This window comes from Mesorhizobium sp. M7A.F.Ca.CA.004.06.1.1, from assembly GCF_003999135.1.
Lineage (GTDB): Bacteria > Pseudomonadota > Alphaproteobacteria > Rhizobiales > Rhizobiaceae > Mesorhizobium.
On sequence record NZ_RZPQ01001392.1, the window covers coordinates 1 to 546 of the forward strand.

At 59.9% G+C, this 546-nt stretch carries 1 protein-coding gene; it reads left to right on the forward strand.

Annotation, left to right across the window (positions count from 1 at the left end; genetic code table 11):
• Positions 1-546 (forward strand): hypothetical protein (locus tag EN906_RS37665; RefSeq protein ID WP_206529299.1); only part of this gene is annotated, 546 nt, incomplete at both ends.

Below are 546 nucleotides of genomic sequence, written 5' to 3' on the forward strand. Positions count from 1 at the left end.
GGGCTTTCGACTGGTTACAACCTCACGGCCAACGCGGCCATCCACCTGCAAAACGTCTGTACGGCGACGCTGGACCGGGTCGCCATTTCGGGCGGCGCCGATCAAGGCAGCAACGGCAATACCGTTTCGAACTTCACGCTCAGCAACAGCAGCATATCGAATGCGGGCAATGGAGCGGACGAAGATGGCATCCATTTCTACAACATGTCCGGCACCAGCGCGGTCACCAACACCACGATCACAGGCAGCGGCGACGACAACTTCCAGCTGCAGACCCAGTCCGGCACGCTCGCGCTGACGATTTCAGGCGGCAGCTCGACTGGCGCCGTGCTTGGCAGCGGGTATCTGTTCGGCATCCGTGGAACGTCGAACGCCACGATCAACTTCTCGGGTGCCAATTCGAGCAACAACTTCAGCGGTGGCATCGTCGCCGATGCATTCGACAACTCCACAATGAACCTGAACGTCATCAACAGCACTTCGAGCAGCAACAACGATCAGCTGTCCGTCAGCGCCGGGGACAACAGCGATGTGAGCCTCGTCGCG